The organism is Methanospirillum hungatei (assembly GCF_019263745.1).
Taxonomy (GTDB): Archaea; Halobacteriota; Methanomicrobia; order Methanomicrobiales; family Methanospirillaceae; genus Methanospirillum; species Methanospirillum purgamenti.
In genome coordinates this window covers 1,655,860-1,673,754 of sequence record NZ_CP077107.1, presented here as the reverse complement: position 1 = coordinate 1,673,754, position 17,895 = coordinate 1,655,860, and the positions used below count along the sequence as shown (strand labels likewise).

20 protein-coding genes are annotated in these 17,895 nt (G+C 43.3%); 2 read left to right on the top strand and 18 right to left on the bottom strand.

Features of this window, described 5'->3' with window-relative positions; translation table 11 throughout:
- Positions 1-5: 5 nt before the first annotated feature.
- Both KSK55_RS07930 and KSK55_RS07925 read left to right on the top strand, forming a co-directional pair.
- Entirely contained in the window at positions 6-509 is a 504-nt protein-coding gene (locus KSK55_RS07930) for a hypothetical protein (protein ID WP_218608816.1), read from the top strand.
- A 41-nt stretch (positions 510-550) separates the two neighbouring features.
- Positions 551-1,201, top strand: a complete 651-nt coding sequence (locus tag KSK55_RS07925) for a putative phosphothreonine lyase domain-containing protein (RefSeq protein ID WP_214420232.1) — start codon at positions 551-553, stop codon at positions 1,199-1,201.
- Positions 1,202-1,205: 4 nt separating this feature from the next.
- Here the strand turns inward: KSK55_RS07925 and KSK55_RS07920 are convergent, their stop codons facing one another.
- The 18 genes from KSK55_RS07920 to KSK55_RS07835 form a co-directional block, all read right to left on the bottom strand.
- On the bottom strand, positions 1,206-1,352 hold the full coding sequence (locus tag KSK55_RS07920) for a 50S ribosomal protein L40e (RefSeq protein WP_214420233.1): 147 nt from the start codon (positions 1,350-1,352) through the stop codon (positions 1,206-1,208).
- Between the two features lie 55 nt (positions 1,353-1,407).
- Positions 1,408-1,965: an RdgB/HAM1 family non-canonical purine NTP pyrophosphatase gene (rdgB, locus tag KSK55_RS07915; RefSeq protein WP_214420234.1), complete on the bottom strand. Its 558-nt coding sequence runs from the start codon at positions 1,963-1,965 to the stop codon at positions 1,408-1,410.
- Positions 1,962-3,524 (bottom strand): bifunctional N(6)-L-threonylcarbamoyladenine synthase/serine/threonine protein kinase, encoded by a 1,563-nt coding sequence (locus tag KSK55_RS07910; RefSeq protein ID WP_218608815.1) that lies wholly within the window; start codon positions 3,522-3,524, stop codon positions 1,962-1,964. Before KSK55_RS07910 ends, rdgB begins: the two co-directional genes overlap by 4 nt.
- A 5-nt stretch (positions 3,525-3,529) precedes the next feature.
- A complete protein-coding gene (locus KSK55_RS07905) occupies positions 3,530-3,715 on the bottom strand; it encodes a 30S ribosomal protein S27ae (protein WP_214420236.1) in 186 nt (61 codons plus the stop codon).
- Positions 3,716-3,728: 13 nt separating this feature from the next.
- Positions 3,729-4,067, bottom strand: coding sequence for a 30S ribosomal protein S24e (locus KSK55_RS07900; protein WP_218608814.1), 339 nt, complete (start codon positions 4,065-4,067; stop codon positions 3,729-3,731).
- A gap of 23 nt (positions 4,068-4,090) precedes the next feature.
- Complete coding sequence (locus KSK55_RS07895; RefSeq protein WP_218608813.1) at positions 4,091-4,609, bottom strand: GTP-dependent dephospho-CoA kinase family protein; 519 nt, start codon at positions 4,607-4,609, stop codon at positions 4,091-4,093.
- On the bottom strand, positions 4,609-4,812 hold the full coding sequence (gene spt4, locus KSK55_RS07890) for a transcription elongation factor subunit Spt4 (RefSeq protein WP_214420239.1): 204 nt from the start codon (positions 4,810-4,812) through the stop codon (positions 4,609-4,611). The genes KSK55_RS07895 and spt4 overlap by 1 nt, the downstream gene beginning before the upstream one ends.
- A 2-nt stretch (positions 4,813-4,814) precedes the next feature.
- Complete coding sequence (locus KSK55_RS07885) at positions 4,815-5,384, bottom strand: DNA-directed RNA polymerase (protein WP_214420240.1); 570 nt, start codon at positions 5,382-5,384, stop codon at positions 4,815-4,817.
- A 4-nt stretch (positions 5,385-5,388) separates the two neighbouring features.
- The gene (locus KSK55_RS07880) at positions 5,389-5,799 is read right to left on the bottom strand and encodes a type II toxin-antitoxin system VapC family toxin (protein ID WP_250545223.1); all 411 of its coding nucleotides are present in this window, start codon (positions 5,797-5,799) and stop codon (positions 5,389-5,391) included.
- A complete protein-coding gene (gene eif2g, locus KSK55_RS07875; RefSeq protein WP_218608812.1) occupies positions 5,763-6,998 on the bottom strand; it encodes a translation initiation factor IF-2 subunit gamma in 1,236 nt (411 codons plus the stop codon). The genes KSK55_RS07880 and eif2g overlap by 37 nt, the downstream gene beginning before the upstream one ends.
- Positions 6,999-7,122: 124 nt before the next feature.
- Positions 7,123-7,413: a DUF2098 domain-containing protein gene (locus tag KSK55_RS07870; RefSeq protein WP_218608811.1), complete on the bottom strand. Its 291-nt coding sequence runs from the start codon at positions 7,411-7,413 to the stop codon at positions 7,123-7,125.
- A gap of 34 nt (positions 7,414-7,447) precedes the next feature.
- Positions 7,448-9,988 carry an oligosaccharyl transferase, archaeosortase A system-associated gene (locus KSK55_RS07865; protein WP_218608810.1) on the bottom strand — a complete coding sequence of 847 codons (2,541 nt, stop codon included), beginning with the start codon at positions 9,986-9,988 and terminating at the stop codon, positions 7,448-7,450.
- Positions 9,989-10,270: 282 nt separating this feature from the next.
- On the bottom strand, positions 10,271-11,353 hold the full coding sequence (locus tag KSK55_RS07860; RefSeq protein ID WP_218608809.1) for a glycosyltransferase: 1,083 nt from the start codon (positions 11,351-11,353) through the stop codon (positions 10,271-10,273).
- Positions 11,354-11,377: 24 nt separating this feature from the next.
- Entirely contained in the window at positions 11,378-12,526 is a 1,149-nt protein-coding gene (locus tag KSK55_RS07855) for a glycosyltransferase (RefSeq protein WP_218608808.1), read from the bottom strand.
- The gene (gene glmS / locus KSK55_RS07850) at positions 12,523-14,262 is read right to left on the bottom strand and encodes a glutamine--fructose-6-phosphate transaminase (isomerizing) (RefSeq protein ID WP_218608807.1); all 1,740 of its coding nucleotides are present in this window, start codon (positions 14,260-14,262) and stop codon (positions 12,523-12,525) included. The genes KSK55_RS07855 and glmS overlap by 4 nt, the downstream gene beginning before the upstream one ends.
- Before the next feature lies 1 nt (position 14,263).
- Positions 14,264-15,430 (bottom strand): sugar phosphate nucleotidyltransferase, encoded by a 1,167-nt coding sequence (locus KSK55_RS07845; RefSeq protein ID WP_256664284.1) that lies wholly within the window; start codon positions 15,428-15,430, stop codon positions 14,264-14,266.
- Positions 15,427-16,632, bottom strand: a complete 1,206-nt coding sequence (gene glmU / locus KSK55_RS07840; protein ID WP_218608806.1) for a bifunctional sugar-1-phosphate nucleotidylyltransferase/acetyltransferase — start codon at positions 16,630-16,632, stop codon at positions 15,427-15,429. The genes KSK55_RS07845 and glmU overlap by 4 nt, the downstream gene beginning before the upstream one ends.
- Complete coding sequence (locus KSK55_RS07835; RefSeq protein ID WP_218608805.1) at positions 16,629-17,888, bottom strand: phosphopentomutase/phosphoglucosamine mutase; 1,260 nt, start codon at positions 17,886-17,888, stop codon at positions 16,629-16,631. The genes glmU and KSK55_RS07835 overlap by 4 nt, the downstream gene beginning before the upstream one ends.
- Between the last annotated feature and the right edge of the window lie 7 nt (positions 17,889-17,895).

The window sequence follows — 17,895 nt, the reverse complement described above, 5'->3', positions numbered from 1 at the left end:
TGCTGATGATACAGACAATCATGCGATACAACATGTTAATGAAACAATGGGCAATCGTGCTGTTAGTCCTCGTGATGACAACATTCTCCGGCATTTGTTCAGCGGCATCAGATCCAACGACAATGCCACTTGTTCTTACAACAAATACTTCAGAACCTTTTGATGATGATGAATTCATGACGATTGTAAATCCGGTCATCGATGGCCTGACTGACAGATCTCTGAACAGTTCTGAACGGATTGATGTCCAGTCTGTGTATTATTCTGCAAGTGCTATGAAAGTAAGTCCAGAGTTCTATCCGGATGCATTGAACCTTACCAAACTATTGTTTTACCTGGTGACAAGCAGCGAGACAGATGAAGAGCTCGAAAAAAGCAGTGGTCTTGGCACTCACAACAATGATGTCAGGGATTCTCTAAAAGAACAGCTAAAAGCAGATGAATCAGTTGCAGAAGAAGCATGGCGCGGTCTTCGGCACCTCTATCCAAACAGTACCTTGTTTCGATAAAACCAATATCTATTTTTTCCTAACAGGCGTTATTCCTGAGTATGAACGCAGCTGAAACTGATGAACTTGCGGAGAGCGCATATGCCATTTTTGAGCTCTTTTTCGGAAGCCAGCTGCATATGCGAAAAAAATCTCTGTCCCGCATTGTTGAGAGTGGTGAACCTTTTGAAGATCTTTTTTCTGAAATTTTTACCGATTTTTCTTCGATGTACCCTGAAATCGTAGAAATCCTGATAGAACAATTCAATTCACCTGATGAAATATTCAGAATGATCCGGGAAGGTGAAGGAGTCATTCCGAGCAAAACTTTTCAAGCCAGATGGATAGAACAGGATTCTCCGCATGTTGATGGCAAAGCTGCAGATATTGAAAAAGCAGGGAAATGGCTCGTGTTTCTTCCGATGGATGTCGTGGACGATGTTTGGCGGCAGATCCGCGATCTCACCTGGGAAGGAAAACTCGGCCTCTCTGCTAAAGTTTCGACAGCAAAACCTGATCCTGACGCCAGAGATGACAGAAAAGTCATCTATGTTTACACAGCAGACTGGGAAGATGAGTCTGATGTAATGCGTGTCAGAGAAGAACTACGAAAAATTGGCATCACTGACCGGATTGGATATAAGCGCAATATTGAGACCTTTAAAGGTGAATACAGCGCGAGAGGGAAAAAAGTAACGTTTTATTCAGCCTGAAAAATCAGGCTTTCCGATCCTTGTTCTTTGGACGCAGGTTTACATACCCGCATTTTCTACAGCTGACTGCCCTGACCGGGTTACGGGCGTTGCAGTGCATGCATATCTTTACGTTTAATAGTCTTGCTTCTGCCTCAGGAAAACGTGCCATATCATATCTCCGTAAATATCTGTCTTATATAGAGGGATGTAACCTCACATAAGGGTTATGCCTGGTCTCTCCTCAACTCTTCTGCCAGCCAGTCCCGCAATGCATGGAGTCCGATTGCTCGGTGAGATATCCTGTTTTTTTCTTCTTCAGTCATCTCAGCCAAAGTTACTCCATCCACTTCAAAGACTGGATCATATCCAAATCCACTACATCCCCGGGGAACCACTATTTTTCCATCAATTGTTCCGGTGCATACCTTTTGACGCACACCGTCGTAATAGGCGATTCCTGTTTCAAATGTTGCAGATCTGTTTGCAAATCCTGCCATAAGGGTAAGAATTCCGGCATTCCCGATAGTCTTCTGGACATATGCAGCGCATGTTCCGGGAAAGCCGTTGAGTGCCGGTATGAAAAGCCCGGTATCATCGGTAATAACCGGCCGCTTCAGGACAGAAAATGCATATGCTGCTTTTCCTGCTGCAATTTCTGCGATAGAATCATAGCGGAGTTCGGGGATATCCATAGACACATGTTCTATCTCTGCAAGGCCCGCAAGAATACCTGCTGCTTCACGTGCTTTATGTTCGTTACTTGTAACAAATGTAATTCTCACAGATACCTCCCCCGCAATTCAATCTCATGTTCTCGCTCCAGGATATCATTCGCCTGTGGCATTATCTCACGATACCCTCGGATAAAAGCCTCTTTCAGCACGTCAGATTCTGGTGAGGTGCTTTCGAGTACCTGAAACAGGACATGAACGTCAACACCCCGATGTTCTAACTCTGCCGAAGTAGTCGCAAGGCCGAAATCAATAAGCCATATTTTCCTGTCCTTAACCAGGAAATTACAGGTTGTCAGATCTCCATGAACAATCTGTGCAGAATGAAGTTTACCAACCATCCGACCGGCCTCTTCTAACAATAAAGGAGTAAGTGTTTCCCTGAGTTTTCTGCCGGTGATATGTTCCATGATGATGGTATCATGAGAAATGTCACGAATGATTGGTGTTCTGACTCCTGCCTTTCTTGCCTCAACGATTAGCCTCGCCTCTGCACGGGTTCGTTCAGTGATCAGTCTTCTGTCAAGTTCGGAATGACGATACTGTTTAGATGTCCTGATCTTCGCTGCAGAGCCATCTGAAAACCTGACAATAGCCTCAGCACCTCGCGCAGTGTTCTCTTCCGCATGAGTGCTTTTGTTATCTGGTTCGGTTCGCCAGGTAACGTTCACCTGATCTGCTCGGAATGACGGATTGATACGCGATTGTTCAACAGGAATGGTACAACCTGACTCCATCATGACTCGTCCGGTGTATGCAATCATGGCACCATTATCACCCAGATATTGAGAAATTGGTACTGAGAATGCAGCACCTCGTTCTCCACACATCAGCCGAAGCATCTCCTGGAGACGTTTGTTCATACCCACCCCACCAACCAGTATAAGTTCATCCTTACCTGTTTGAGAGAGTGCGCGTTCTGTTACTTCAGTACACATCGCAAATGCTGTTTCCTGAAAGCTGTAACAGACGTCTTCAAGGGATTCTGGTGAGTCTTTTGCAGCACTAACAAGTCCGGAAAAAGCAAGGTCCATTCCCTTCACAGTATAGGGCAGGGGAATGTATGTCCCATTCTGTGCAATCCGTTCGACTTCCGGACCACCAGGATGAGGCAATCCTTTGCTTCTTGCAAATTTATCAATTGCATTTCCTATTCCGATATCTAGTGTTTCACCAAATATCCGGTACCTGCCTTGAAGGTATCCCAGTACCTGTGTATTTGCTCCGCTGGCATAGAGAACGATAGGATCATCAAATCCAGATGCAAACCGTCCAATTTCAACATGTGCCACACAATGATTGACACCAATGAGGGGTACGTTCAGTGATAGTGCAAGAGCCCGTGCAGCTGTTCCGACAATCCGCAAGCATGGTCCAAGGCCAGGACCTTGTGAAAATGCAATTGCAACAGGTCTTGGATTATTCTCAAGTACCTCCTCAATAACACTGGTCACTACCGCTGCGTGATGTTGGGCGGCCTCACGAGGATGTATACCACCTTGTATCGGTTTATATGGATTTGAGACCAGTTTAATCAGGTCTTCATCAAAAAGAGCAGCACTGAGATTCCAGGCAGTTCCCTCGATTCCCAGTACCGGTCCTGTTTTCATCAGGATTACTTCTTAAATTCAGTGTAGCCGCATTTTCCACAGGTGACACGGTCTTTGTGCTCACCCATAAAAACACCCGGCCCACACCGGGGACAGTACCTGCGCTGAGGAACTGCATTCTTTCCTTCAACTTTGAAATAGGCAGACCGCTTGACTGCAGCCTTTTCTGTTTTTTTACCTTTTGCTGCCATATTTCATGCCCCCTTAAGATGCCTCCGCAGCGTCACCGGACGGTGCATCCTGAGCATCTGCGTTGTTTTCCTCTTCTCCAACCATTCCACGTTTCAGGATGTACTCTGGTTCAATCTTTTTCAGATTTTCTGCAGAGGTATAGATCCGGGCATCACCGGTGATTTCTGTCATTCCAAACCGGTTCTGAAGAGATCCAATCACGAGCTGGTCTTTTGGCGTGTTGAGCATTGCTGCAAGTTTTGCATGAACCATCTTACGTGATGGAGTTGCTCCATTGAATACGATGTCAAATCCGACTTCTCTTCGGTTTAACAACACATTCTCTTTATCTGAAGTAATCGTAATCTCCATAGAGATCCGTATTAGGTTACCTGTCAGATATTAAATACCTCGCGCGCAGAGGATGTACTAACCTCTTCAAAACACATAAACAATTCCTCAGCACGTTTTTTCATATCCTGAGTAATTGCCAGCATAACAACTCCCTCACTTGGTTGACCATACAAGATGATTGTGCCTAATGGCGCGTGCATTGCAAGGGGGACTACCGCGAGATCCTCTTCACCCTCAACCTGAATGACGGTTCCAGGTTGCCCCGCTGCTATTGCAGATGCCTCAATTAACTCTTCAGTAAGTCCGCCTGGAGGATTTTTTACAAGGATTTGATGGTACTCTGGTATTTTCACACCAGGATACGGTTGTCGCATCGTGTGCCCGTCAACAACTGCAACATCCGGTGGTCTTCCAGCTGTCAGAAGATGTGCAGTTACCACATCACCAACACTAAAAACATGCTTCCCTGGAAGTTGTATCAGAACTTCTTCAAAGGAGAGAAAAAGGGTGCCAAATGGTTCTTTAAACAATTGGCGATGCCGGGCAGGGAGAACTCGCATTAACGGACCTTAAGTGCGTATCTTCCGGGAAGTGTGATATTCATCCGGTGGGCGACTTCACTATGTTCCGGATCAATGATGACCAGGTACCCGGACCAATCGGCGGTAAGGTTGGAGGTTCCGCATATGGAACATGACGTCCCTTCAACAACCCGGTGGCAGTCACGGCAAACCATGTATTGCTTCTTCTTTCCACCAGCCATGTTTACTCACTCTTTTCTTTTTGTTCGTTCTTCATATCTTCTTCAAGCCAGACAAGGTTTCCAAGTCCTGCCTGTCGCATGGTAAGACCTATCTTACTTTCCCGAGGCTCACGCTCATTCAGACTTAAGGTTACTACTCGCGCACGAACCAGTGATCCAACTCCAAGATGTCGTCCTGAATCCTGGCAGATAAGCTGGGAGTTTTTCTCATCATAACTGATGTATTCATCAGAAATCTGACTTACATGGAGCATTGCATCGATTGGCCCCAGGCTGACGAATGCTCCGAAACTGGTGGTCTCTACAATAATGCCTTCTATTACTTCCTGGAGAGAAAGCCGTAGTGCCAGACCTTCAAAGTCTACATCATAATAGACAGCACCATCTCCAGGGACCATTTCTCCTTCTCCAATTCTGAGAACCTTGGTAACGGCGATGAAAATACCAATTTCTTTGTCAATACTCCCTTCAAGCTGCTCCTGCAGAACATCAAGAATAACAGTTGTAAGATCCTCCCCAAGCCGGTGAGGAGGAACACGAACTTTGTCAATAAGTTCCAACCGGTAATACATACTTTTATCTCCGAATTAACTCTAATTTCTGTTTTCCTGCCAGGCTAACGACAGGGAGACCTTCATCCAGTACCTGGTCACGTAGTCTCCGGTCATTAGTTACAACACCGCACTGCAAATCACGTGCGCTCATAAGGATCTGGTCATCAGGAGTTCCGATTCCAGAGGATGGAATGACTTCACATTTTCTTGCAAAAAGCAGACCAAGGCGGGCTGCTGCTGCATGATTTCCTTTTCCCCTGGATAATCCCTCAAGTTCTGAAAGAACAATGTCTGGGACTACAATTCTCACTGATCCAAGTAACCATTTCAGTTCATCAAGGAGGTCTATTTTGAACTGTGATGCCATGAGAAAGGCATTTGTGTCGATGAGAACCGTCACTCGATCAGCGTCCCCATCCCGATCAGACGCCATCTTCCACCAACCTGCCGGCTGATAGCGATTGGTGATCCAAGACTTGCACAAACCGGACGTTTAAGGATAACTTCAGCTGCATCTTTCCGGGTATTACTCACCACACCAACGGTAACTGCAGTTCCAACCGACAGCATAAGTGGCTCACGTTGTTTGAGTGGTTCGATAGACACTTCACTATTTGAACCAACAACCCGTTCCATAAGTTTTACTGAAAACCACATCTTTTCCCAGACAGGTGGAAGTTTTCCGACATGACCCAGAACCTGTCCGGCAAGCATATCACTCTTGGTAATAGCAGGATCAAGTTTTGTTCCAATGGCAAGAAGTCCACCAGGGGTTGCAATATGGACCTTCTTTTGCCCTTTATGGATTTCTGTCACCTTTGTGACAATGGGTTCCCACTTAGTTTTATTTTCAACCTGGTTCTGAATTCCGGGCCGGATTTCTATCTCTGCACCATCTTCAATCAGACCGCGAATAAGAGAACCACCAACGACACCTCCCTTTACATCTTTCCAGCTGCATCCTGGCCGGTTCACATCAAAAGAACGGGCAATAAGCATGACCGGATCTGCTTCCGGGTGACGGGATGGTTCTGGAATGACCTCATCAAGCGCCTGGATAAGTGCCCAGATATTGATATTTTTTTGTGCTGATACCGGTATGATGGGTGCATTTTCAGCAATGGTACCCTTGACAAATGCCTTTATTTCCTCATAATTTCTGATTGCTTCTTTGTGAGAGACGACATCTATCTTGTTCTGGACGATGACAATTTTTTTAATCCCGACCAGCTCAAGGGCCATGAGGTGTTCTTTTGTCTGAGGCTGTGGACATCGATCTGCTGCTGAAATAACCAGCATGGCACCATCCATCAGAGCAGAACCTGAAAGCATTGTTGCCATCAGGGTTTCATGCCCTGGAGCATCGACAAAGGATACTGCTCTCACTGGTTCAGTTTCACTATCACACCGTGTACATACCGGTGTTGTTGTAAGTCCTTCAGGTCCTCTGCATTTTCTGCATCGGTAAAAGACTGCATCTGCATATCCAAGCCGAATGGATATACCTCGTTTCATCTCCTCACTATGTCTGTCAGTCCAGACGCCGGTGAGGGTATTTACTAGTGTGGTCTTGCCATGATCGACATGACCGACCACTCCAATATTTGTATTAGGAATCAGTTCTTCTGGCACCAGCTATTCAACCTCCTTACGTATTTCCATCGGATCATACTTATAGACATAACTGCAGGGCTGCATGTTCCCTGCCAAATTAGTTAAAGTAATTTTTCTGGTATTGATATAAAGATACACGTAATTATCCAGCCCCTGCACATGCACCATCCAGAGATGGCGGTTCTTCAAGTGCTTCTTCTTCAACACGTTTTCTTTCACGTTCGAGCTGTGCAAGACCTTCCTCTCGGTTCATTTCGTGATCAAATTTACTGGTGGGCTTTCCTGGAATCAGTTGATCAAGCCGATATAGGAGGCCTGTCGAATCAATCTCCGCATATCTGCTTCCATTTTTATCTACAAGTCGTGTAATTATCCCAGAGGTTCCAGTGCGGGGATATCGCACCGGTGTTCCAGCTATAAGATTGGTTTCCATCTTTCTGCATCCTGCATTTCTAACGTTCTATTTACTATCCCTGTATTTGTTCTTCAGTGATTGAATATTCAGCACCGGTTTTGATATTATGGTACTTGCCGGGTATAGTCACTGCTCCAATAGATGCTTCAGTTGGGTATGGCACTGTAAAGGTTCCATTGATACTTTCAGTCCTATATATGAATTCCCGACCTGCATTTGTTTTCACTTGTAATTCCAGTATACCCTCACCAGGAATTTGTGCGCCTTTTACCTTCTCAAAGATCTTCACGTACCTGAGATCATGCATGTCTGTAGGGGTTGTTCTGGTTTTTGATTCATATATCAGACGATAATGTTGAAGAGCTGAAACTGGGCTCACTGGATCAGTATACCCAAAGTTTGCAAGAATGACTTCATATTGTGGATTTTCATTCGGTTTAAATGACTCAACAAGAGCCTTTCCTGCGGTGTAATTCGTCTGTGCACCATCGACAACAACAGGAGCAGATAAACCTGAAGCTGATGGTTTCATGTACCGCAGGAAGTAAACTTTCCCTGGGTCGGTCTGTGATCCGTCAAAGTTATGCAACCGGGATATCATTGTCTGGTAATATGCATTCATTAAAAGCGGATAATTCATCCCTGACTTTGGTTCATCTGGATTTGGGAAGATGAACGTCCGCTGGTATGGATAAACACCAACATCCGGATTATCCCACGTTGACATTGCCCAGAATTTTCCGGTATCCATCTCATAATCAGTGATAACATACCGGGTGTTCAGGTTATCAAGGATCTGGTTTGCTTCACTCTCGTTTTGTGTCATAAAAAAACGGGCAGATCCATTCGGCCCGTTCACACCGTACTGGAATGGATTTGCATTTGGCATCCGTTTCCCGAGATAGGTAATAATATGTCCGTAGTCCCACCAGGACATAACACCATATGCGGTATCCGGATAGGTATAATTTTCCTTATCATAGATGGCGTAATAGTCAACTCCTGGATCTGGGGTATTCTTCTCAAGCCACTCTGTTGCCTCTCTCCAATCAGGATTAAGATTGTATGCTCCCATCATGAGATCCCGTCCCAATGCCTGATATGAGAAAAGTAGTGCCAACACGATTATTATTGCCAGAAAAATGTATGAAGTTGTTCTTACTGTTCCGGAAGTCTTCGAATGTGACTCAGGACCTTTTCCTGCTTTTTTATGGTGGTGATGATGCTCACCAGTATCTGGTACCTTTCTTTCAATAGTTCCGAAAGGATCCTTGACAAAATTCAGGGCAAAACCTACAGCAATTCCTGCAAGAATGGCGACCGGGACTGCCAGGTAATATTCATATCTGATATGCTGGCAGGTTGCATAGAAAATTACCAAAGCCCAGATGAGGGTGAAGGCATGTGAGGGACAGAGTTCTTTTCGGATTCGGTATATGAGAACCGCTGCTCCTGCTGCAAACAGGAGAAGACTATACTGGAATGTTCGCCAGGCATCATCCCAGGTCCAGGCTCGTGCTTCCTGAATGGTCTTCCAATGAATATCGTCTGATCCAAAGAATGCGGTTGCATTCGCTGACAGGTATGCGAACAGGTCTGGGAGTATCAGAGCCAGAGCAATAATTCCAAGGACCGAGACTCCGACGATAGCACCAACGTAGTACCAATATGGTTTATCACGAAGTTGGTATGAAAATCCGAATAATACGACATTTGCTAATATTAACAGGGAATATGCGATTGGATGTCCTGTTGTGTAATAATTTAATCCTCCGTCTGCATGCACTCCGATGATAAAAAATCCAATGATTGCTACAATAAAGGTGACTGAGTTAACGAGAAGTGCAGAAGCTCCAAGATGCCCAATATAGCGCTGAATAATGAACCAGATAGGAGTAAAGATTCCCACGAGTAATGCAAACAGGATCATCGTTGGCATCAGAGCAAGACCGAGAACATACGTGACACCACATAACAACCCCAGGAGTGCTGGAATTTTCCAGGTCTCTTTATTTTTTATATCAACGGGATGTTTTCTACAGTACACGAGTGCTGACAGATAACAAAGACAAAAGAGAGTACTAAAAAAGACCTCTCCTGCATGGTGGTCAAGATAACCGTAAAATGATCGGAAGAAAAACTGACCTGGGACGATAGAGATAAAAAATGCTGCTGCGAGTCCTGCTTTCCAATCTGCAACTCTGCTCACCAGAAGATAGACAACAGGGACCATAAGTGCAGCAAGCGCACATGGGATAAAGAGAGAGACGGTTATGATCTCTGTTCTGGTTACTGCTCCGGTAATCAGGCAGATGGTCGCCCCAAGAAGAGGGAAGAGTGGTCCCCAGTGCATTGGTTGACCATTAGGAAAAAAAGTCATCGGATCAAACCAGGCGATATTTGGGTAATTTGCAAGCACCTGTTCGATTCTTCGAAGTTGGTACGTCGGATCATCCATACCAACAAACATGAGTACATCAGCATTTCCTGAATAAGCAGGAAGTGTTCTTATGAGAAATGAGAAGAAAGTTAAAATTAAAAGTAAGCTCGCAATTATTAAATGAATAGGTTTAAAAACCATTTTAAGGTCCATTTTTCCTCCATTGAATATAATCAATATCTATATGTCTAAATATCTGGTACTCGAGGGGTATTACACCATTGAAATTTGATGAAATGATTTGGATAATTCATCCGTCCTATATAGAATAATCTGCATTGAATCGGTTCTTTTTTTTGAAGAAACTCACCTTATGAGTAGCCTCCTCATTCCTATCATTTTTCCAGATCTTTTTAAACATAAATCCATCATAACACCTATTGTTTTTAATGTTTAAACATCATCAATTATCCTGGTATTGCGACAACAAAAATTCTATTTCTGTTTTTTATCAACAATGGTCATCCAATATTTTTTTAGTTCTTCTTGAAAAATATTATACTCAAACAACTCAGCTCTTTTTTTACATTGATAAGAAAATGTCTCGGGATTTTTGTCAATAAATGTAATCGCGTCTGCAATATCCTGGGGTACTGGCCCAACAAGTAGTCCTGTTACTCCATCAACAACAGTTTCTAAATATCCCCCTTCTTTAACCGCAACAACAGGCTTACCAACTGCCATGGCTTCTAATGGGGTGATACCAAAATCCTCGTCTATTGCAGTAGTTAAAAATCCCCGGCATGAAGCATACAGGTTGTCCAACTCTTTATCATTTACTGTATCTAAAAAAATTACATTACTTGGTGCATTTTTAATAATATTTTTATATTTTGGATATACTTTTCCTACAATAACTAATTTTATTTGAGGTATCAGTTTAAAAACTTCTAATTGAAGTTCAACACGTTTCCACTTATCAACTCTGGTTACGGATAACCAAAAATCACCAGATGTTTCTTTTCGATCTGTTTTAAGATGAACGGGGGGATAGAGGACTTTTGCATCCCGCTGGTATGTCTTCCAGATTCTATTTCTGGTATTATGGGAATTACATGCAATATTTTCTACGTATTTGCATACAAATTTACGATCACAATAGCGGACAATGCCCAATATTATTATCATTATATATTTTTTTAGGAAATGATACTCATTTATTGAAGGATAATACATGTCATATAAAATCCTTCTTGGTGTATGCATATAATATATATGAGGAACACGATGGGTGAGATATCGCAATGACATATCATCCATTATAATAAAAAAATCATAATCCAATTTAATTCTGCGGAATAATAGCATCCCTAAAAATTGTTTATATGGTTCTCCCGGCAATCTATGCTTCAGTGGATGGAATGTAACACTTTGAGAAATTGGATATATTTTTTGGAATTCTGGATCAACATCCAAACAGACAATTGACGCATTTAATGCTAAAGCAATATCTATCTCAAGACGTTCAGCTCCTCCTGGAATTTTAAATTCTCGGCAAGATAGCAGTGCAATTCTCATTTGAACCTAAATACCTAATTTTTTTCAACTGCTCATTATCTCTCTCATCTTGAGAGCAATCCTATCCCATCTCATTTCATCTGGAGGTTCATACCGCTCTTGTGCCCTGGTATTGTATAATTCCATAATTCCTTGAATCAGTGCAGTATTGTCCAATGGCTCGACAAATTTGGTCCCTTTGTATGATCCAAGACTTTCTACAAGACCCCCAACTTTCGTTGCAAGTATTGGCAAACCATACGCAATACCGATATGAGCCACTCCACTTTGAGAAGCCCGGGTATATGGCAAAACAAGTAAATCTGCAGCAGAAAAAAAGATTGGAATGTCTTCATCTGCAATATACCTGTTTTTGAGGTATATCCGGTTTGCAAGAGGAGAGTTATTAATTATCTCAAGTGATTCAAGATCTTCCCATGCTTCTCCGGCAATCAGCAGTATCGCGTTGTCCTGAATTGTTCCAGGTAGTTTTTCAAATGCACGAATGAGATCTGACACACCTTTATATGGTCTTAACAGTCCAAAAAAAAGAATTACAAAAGAATTCTGCACTCCGAGGATTGTTTTGCTTTGCCCTTTGTCAAGTATCGGGTACTGATCATATAATCCATGGGGTATAACTGCAATGTATTTGGGATTAATTTTGTATTGGGATGCAATGAGTATCCTGTCGTGTTCTGAATGAACAATGAACCGGGATGCAGATCTTCGAATAATTCTCCCCATTATTCTTGCATACATACGGAGAGGGAGAATACCATATTCCAAGGGATCAACCACCTCATGAAATTCTATGAATAGTTTGGATTTTTTACCCGATAGCAATAATAAGGCCAGAAACATGTGAACAACGCTTGATGTCCACCACTCAAATATTACTGCATCAGAAGATCTAAGTCGCTTTGCACCCAGAGCCCATGAAAATGGATTATACCAATCCAAAACTTCAAGAACCTCTACAGATGAATTGATACCAATTGAAATATCAGTTTTCCCAATCCGCTTCCATCCGGGAAACAGCCTTTTTGGAAGCATGTTTCTAAATAATATTGCATGGACTGCGTTTTGTGTCGCAAGTGCATTACATAACCTGATGGTATAATAACTGATACCTGAAAGAAACCTGGTTGAAGGTCCTACCACAGAAATAATAATTTTTCTGGTATTATTCATTCTACGGTAACACTCTTTGCAAGGTTTCGGGGCATATCAATCTCACGTTCAAGTCTGTTTGCTGTGTGGTAAGCCAGAAGTTGTAAAAGAACAGTAGATGTAAGAACCTGAATCCAGGGATGGACTTCCGGGATTGGTATCACAACATCAGCGATATCCCTGACATCAGTGTCATTTTCAAGACCAAAAGCAATTATTGGGGTGCCACGGGCTTTCATTTCTTTCATATTGCCAAGCATTACTTCATATGCCTGGCCAGGTGAACAGATAGCAATAACCGGTGTTTCAGGAGATAATAATGCAAAAGGCCCATGTTTGAGTTCTCCAGCAGCATATGCCTCAGCATGAATATACGAGATCTCTTTCATCTTCAGGGCTCCTTCCATCATAACTGGATAAAAAACACCACGACCCACATAAAAAAGGTGATCTGCAGAGCTACAGATGTCCACTGCGTCAGTAAGATCTGTAAGCAATACCTGCTCTATTGCATACCTGGCATGGTCCAAAATATCAATACATTGCCTTCCTGATAGGAGGTTTACGATCTGCATGAGAACTCCAACCTGTGCGAGAAAAGATTTTGATGCAGCAACACTTATTTCCGGGCCGGCATGCATGAGAATCGTATCTTGTGCACTTCTTGTAATTGAGCTGTTCAGTACGTTTGTAATTGCAACAGTTCTTACATTATTACAAATTCCCTTTCTGATGGCTGCCAGTGTATCTGCTGTCTCACCACTCTGTGATATCCCGATGATTACATCACTGAAAGGAACTGGCGTGTATTTATATTCTGAACCAAGTTCTAATCTGACAGGAATTCCACATGCCGGTTCCAGAAGATATCTGAAGATCATACCTGCATGGTACGAACTTCCACAGGCAACGACCGTTATTGATTTCGCATCCCGAAGAGATGATGGTAATGTTTCTTCTGATACGGCGTGGGTAGCACGATGAATAACATCCGGCTGCTCAAAGATCTCCTTGAGCATGAAATGAGCATAGCCACCTTTCTGAACGGTATCCGGTGTCCAGGAGATCTCTTTGATCTCTCTTTCAACTGGATTATTTTGAAAGTACACATGATATGAATCAGCTCGCAGTTCTGCGATATCACCATCATCAAGATATATAACCCGTGATGTATATTCAAGAAGCGGGGTGATGTCTGAAGCAGCAAATATCTCTCCGTCACCGATTCCTAGGACAAGCGGACTTTGATTTCTTGCAGCAATAAACCGGTTTTCTCCGGTTGATACTATCAAAAGGGCATATGATCCGGTCAAAAGGGGCAGCGTTTTTTTAACTGCTTCAAGCAGATCACCTTTATAAGCCTCTTCTATCAGATGTGCAATGACTTCTGTGTCAGTTTCTGAGCGGAATATATGTCCTCTTTCAATAAGATCACGTCTTAAATGAGTGTAATTTTCTATTATTCCATTATGAACAACGGCAATTTTGTCAGTACAATCAAGGTGCGGGTGGGCGTTGATATCAGAAGGAATTCCATGAGTTGCCCATCGTGTATGACCTATCCCAATAGTCCCCTGTAAAATCTCTGGTGAATCAGGGAGATCAGAAACTTTCCCTGCTTTTTTATGAACACATACATCCTCTGCCAGGGTTGCAATTCCATAGGAGTCATATCCCCGATATTCAAGCCTTCGAAGTCCTTGTATCAGAACTGGTGCTGCACTCCGGTATCCGGCATATCCAACTATGCCACACATCTTATATCACCCGGGTTTTATCGGGTATTTGTGTGCATGAAAATTTGAGATTTGATGTCCCTTCAATATGCACTTCATTCCCTACTATGGTATTTTCGAAAATTATAGATGGCTTGCAAAACACCCCATTTCCCATTATCACGCCACACGCAGAACGTACTGCATTTTCTTCATATGGAATAAAACCTGACATGAATACAGCAGACGTATACTCTCCAATGGTACATCCCTCTCCGATAACTGATCCTGATATGCAGCAATGAGATGCAATGACAACATCATCCATAATTATTGAATTTTTTAAAGCCGAGAATGGTTCAATTTTCACTCGTGATCCTATGCTTGTTCCTGGTTCTATTACCACATGAGGCCCGATGGTACAGTCATCCCCGATAATTACGGGACCTGATATTACGGTTCCAGGTCCGATTTTTGTTCCGGATCCTATCGATACCTGCCCATCAATAACAGCAGATGAACTGATGGTTCCAGATTTTCTTTTTTCAACATTAAGAAGGAGTCTCTTATTCATAAAAAGCAGGTCCCACGGATAAATTGCATCCTGCCAGGATTGAGCCTTTATTGCAGATATTTTTGTGCCGTTTCGGATTTCATCATCAATTGCTTCACTTAAAATGTGTGTCTGAATACGCCTGATAATATCTGAACTTAAGTGGTATACACCACAACTGACTGTCATCCTGTTGGCATGAACCGGTTTTTCTATAATACTAGTGATATTTTCATTCTCTATCGTTACGACTCCAAAATTTGATGGATTCTTATGAGTTGTATACAGAAGGGAATTCTTATTGTGTGCAATATTTCTGATAGATACCGGATCAATGTAATTATCCCCGGGAAGGACGATTACATCTCCTGCAATTTTATCTTTTGCGCTCAACAGGGCATGACCGGTCCCCATCTGTTCAGTCTGCCTGACAATCATAACCGGAAGGCTAAGACGAGCAAGGTGTCTCATTACCTGCTCTTTCCGGTATCCCACAACAACAATGATGTCGCGAATACCTGCTTCAACAAGTGAAAGAATTGTATGCTCAATTATTGGCTTGTTTGCTACTGGAATTAGAGCTTTGGGCCGGTTCTGTGTGAGGGGTCGGAGCCGGGTTCCCTCTCCGGCTGCCAGAATTACAGCCTGCAGGGTCATCTTCGTATCACCGTTTCGTCATCAATTATGCCTTCAACAAGTGCATGAGGACCAATTCTGCAATGGTTACCTACAATTGCTCCTACATTTACAGAGCAGTTAATACCAAAGAGGACATCATCACCGATAACTGCACCAAATTTCCTTCTCCGTGTATTTTTTCCTCCAATTATGATGGTACTTTTATCATGGCGTAGGTTCGCAACCTTTGTTCCAGCTCCAAAGTTACATCCACTCCCGATGACACTATCCCCGATATATGAAAAGTGCGGAACATTTGTCTCATCCATGATGATAGTGTTCTTAATTTCAGAACTGTGGCCAATGTGACAATGATTTCCAACAGCTGTTCCCGGACGAATATATGCATGAGGACCGATCCTGCAATCAGCACCGATTATGCATGGTCCTTCCAGATATGATCCTGACATGATAACCGTTCCAGGTCCGATTTGAACATTCCCTTTTATGTAAACCCCCTCTTCTATTACTCCTTCCTGCCTGGAGGAGATCTCCTTCATCATATCCTCATGTACTCCAAGGAGATCCCATGGTGAACCCATATCAGCCCAGTATTGAAGAGGGACTGCCTGGAGTGAACCTGTTTTTATGTATCCCATCAAGGCATCAGTAAGTTCGAGTTCTCCCCGGGGGGAGGGAGTAATTTTATTTAATTGTTCAAATATTTGTGGATCAAATAAGTATATTCCGGCATTTATCTGATCACTTTTCGGAGTAAGAGACTTTTCTTCAAGGCCAGTTACGATCCCACTGGAATGGGTGACAACTCCATAATCCTGTGGATGTGATGATGTGAATATTCCCATAGCCGGGGCAGGAGTCTGAAGCATTTTTTTGATATCTTCAGTCTGGAGGACCATATCCCCATTTAAGAGAAGAAAACGGGTATGAACGTGGGGTGCAACGGTCATCACAGCATCGCCGGTTCCGAGTTGTCTCTTCTGGGTAACATAATGTATAGAAATACCCAGAGATTCACCATTACCAAAGTACGATCTGACTGATGATTCCCCATATCCGACAACCAGAATAAATTCAGAAACTCCTGCATCCCTGGTTGCACAGAGCAGATGTTCAATCATAGGCTTCCCAGCCAGGGGGAGCATGACTTTTGGCCGTGATCCGGTCAGCGGCCTCATTCGTTTTCCTTCACCAGCTGCGAGGATGACACAGACTGTCACGACTTGACCTCTTTTCGAATTATTCGAACCATTTCTTCACCTTTTCGAAGCAGTTCCTTTGCTACATCCATGCTCTTTCCTTCAGCAGTGAACCGTATCTTAGGTTCTGTTCCGCTTGCTCGTATCAGGCACCATCCATCTTCCTCTTCGATACGGATTCCATCTGTTGGATTTACTGCTCCGAGGGCATATAGCAGATCATGTGCATGCTCAAGTTCTATTGATGTTCTCAAAATCGGATATGTGGGTATTGACCCAATTTCAGATGTGATATCCCATTCTCCTGCCATTTCACAGAACAAAGCTGCCGCATACGGCCCGTCCGGACACTTTGAAATTTGTGGAAATATCCAGGCACCTGAAGGTTCGCCACCAAAGTCTCCCCATCTGACGAGTTGCTCTGAGACATAAGCATCTCCGACAGGGGTTCTTCTGACTTCTGCGACCTCTTCTATTGCCATTGATGCATCATACGTAGTAACAACCTGTTTTGCGCCAAGATATTTTGCAAAAAGAATAAGCAGTGTGTCTCCAGGAATAAATTTCCCGTTTTTATCAAACGCCATCATTCTGTCAGCGTCACCATCATGGATAATGGCACATGCAGATCCGGATTTTTGAATGAGTGAGGGGATATATGGAAGATGTTCTGGGAGTGGCTCAGATGGCCGTGAAAAAGTCCCGGAAACATTTGCATTGACTGCGATGGTTTTCGCACCCATTCGGCTAAGTAGATGAGGAGTGACAACAGATCCAGCTCCATTTCCACAGTCTATAACAACCTTTAATCCTTCTTTTATGTGAATATTTTCAGCGATCGCTTCACTATGCAGCTCTCCCGGATATGCAGCCGTTATTGTTCCCTGGTTTTTCCAGTCTCCCCAGGGAATGTCTGCTATAGTCTCTTCAATTTCTTTTTGTTGAAAAGATGAGAAAGAAGATCCATCTGGATTAAAAAGTTTCAGGCCGTTATAGGGTTCCGGGTTGTGAGATGCAGTAATCATGCATGCTGCATCTGTATTTCGACATGTATATGCAATTGAAGGAGTCGGAGCAATCCCCCCATTTAAAATTCTACCCCCTGTGGCAAGCACTCCTGCACAAAATGCAGCAGAGATGAGGGGACCAGTCGTTCGGGTATCGCGCCCGATTACAACCCGGCCAGCTTTAGATCCAACTGCCTTTCCAACCTGCAATGCAAGACCGAGAAGATCATCATTATATCTTCGTCTGATCCCGGAAGAACCGAACAGCATACCAGAT